General features: G+C 38.4%; 3 protein-coding genes. 1 reads left to right on the top strand and 2 read right to left on the bottom strand.

Annotation, left to right across the window (positions count from 1 at the left end; genetic code table 11):
- Positions 1-276, top strand: a 276-nt coding sequence (locus tag ACUVXA_RS20670; RefSeq protein WP_445873183.1) for a methyltransferase, incomplete at its 5' end; no start/stop codon positions are given.
- 428 nt (positions 277-704) lie between these two features.
- On the opposite strand, the gene ACUVXA_RS20675 is transcribed toward ACUVXA_RS20670, so the two are convergent.
- Complete coding sequence (locus tag ACUVXA_RS20675) at positions 705-1,343, bottom strand: HEAT repeat domain-containing protein (protein WP_445873184.1); 639 nt, start codon at positions 1,341-1,343, stop codon at positions 705-707.
- Positions 1,344-1,454: 111 nt separating this feature from the next.
- Positions 1,455-1,634: hypothetical protein (locus tag ACUVXA_RS20680; protein ID WP_445873185.1), on the bottom strand; the 180-nt coding region annotated here is incomplete at its 5' end.

Consider the following 1,634-nt stretch of genomic DNA (forward strand, 5'->3'; position numbering starts at 1 on the left):
GATACAACCCTTGCAAAAACCGTTCTCCAGCTACGGAGATTGAAAGTTTTTTATCGGGCGCTCCAATACTTTAGCTGGGACTACATTGCTGTCTTATACCTATACTATCCCGAAGAATCTGAACTCCAAGAATACGAAATCTACTCAGTTCTACGACATCCAACATATTCAGGAGGTATTTTGATCTTTTTAGGAGCTGTCTTCGCTAGATTTTCCGTTTATTCCCTCCTGTTTTTCTTATTTTTTTGGTTGGTTTGCTCTGCCATATTCGACTAGTTGAGGAAAGGGAACTTATTGAAAGGTTTGGTGAATCTTACCGAGAATATCAAAAAAGAGTTCCAGCGCTAATTGTAAGACCAAGTAAAATCGGTGTTTACCTTAAATTCTTAATGGGCCGCAATGGAAATAACGGAGAAAGGTAATAAACACACTTAAAATATTATCAAGCTCATAAGGGTAATGTAGATTCGCCCGATTCTACCCCTTATTTTTGGGTTCTAAATTGGAAAATAAGCTCTATAAAAGCTCCTTTTTGAGGCAGAATCGAACGAAACTACATCGCCAGCTCATAAGCATAGAAAAATTCCTCATTAAAATTACTAACTACCCATTCTGCAAGTCCACTCTTCACAAATTTATATCCAAATTTTCTGACGCATGAATAATTCCAATATATTTAATAAAAGCATTTAAAAATTAAATCCTTACTCTAAATTCTTTTTTTCCTTAAACATTTTCCGCAATTGCTTTACCGCAGTCTCATATTTTTTATAATCCTCCTCTGCGGGTTCGCCCTTATGCGGGGATATGATATTAACAAATATTTCCTCGTAATTAGCTATGTTCGGCTCAAATCCGTGTAGTTGGAGCAGTGAATCACAAGCATGGTTGCGGACAAGATAATCCGGGTCCTTCACGGCCTCAAATAGTGATTCAACGACTTCCGGGAAATCGAATTCACGCAAATGAATAGCAGCCCAGATTCTATTATACCACCATGGATTATTTTTCAAAACATGTATTATATACTTTGCATAAGATTTGTCGCCTTCGATTTTGGCAAGTGCCACGGCTATATCCACCAGCTCTCTGCCCGTGGCCTTGTTTAGGAGCTCCCTTAGTCTTGGAACCGCTTCTTTCGAGCGAAGCTCACCCAGACCTACTGCAGCCCGAGTATCATTCTCATTCATCCTCTCTAGAAACAATTCCTTAGCCTTCTCCTTTTCCTCAGGCAACAGTGAATGTAAAGCGTCGATATCCAAACCATCATGCCACGCCCAATACGGGTCACCGAAAAAACTGTTATAAAAGCGTTTCCAATTAACAGACTCTTTGGGAGACATGAGGCAACTCTCACTTCAAAAATAATTCACAATATTCAAGATTAATAAAAAATTCAATTTAAATTTTCTGCTAATACTATCTGTTACCTCTTTCGGACATCTAGGATTGTTTTAGATGGTAATTTTATCTCCCCATTCATAGAAGCTCCATGCTCCTGATAAACTAGAGAGGCTAAGATCTAAACCGATTTTTGTGTTTTTGAATGCAATCCAGGCGATAGATTCGCAAAATCTGTCTTTTTTTGAGGTTTTTTCCTGTGTTTTCAAACCTGTTTCCCGGTCTTTTTTCGC

The sequence above is a fragment of the Candidatus Jordarchaeum sp. genome (assembly GCF_052745115.1).

What these genes read in the sequence shown, in the direction of transcription:
- ACUVXA_RS20675 (WP_445873184.1), bottom strand. Translation starts at nt 1,343, where the DNA reads ATGTCTCCCAAAGAGTCTGTTAATTGGAAACGCTTTTATAACAGTTTT.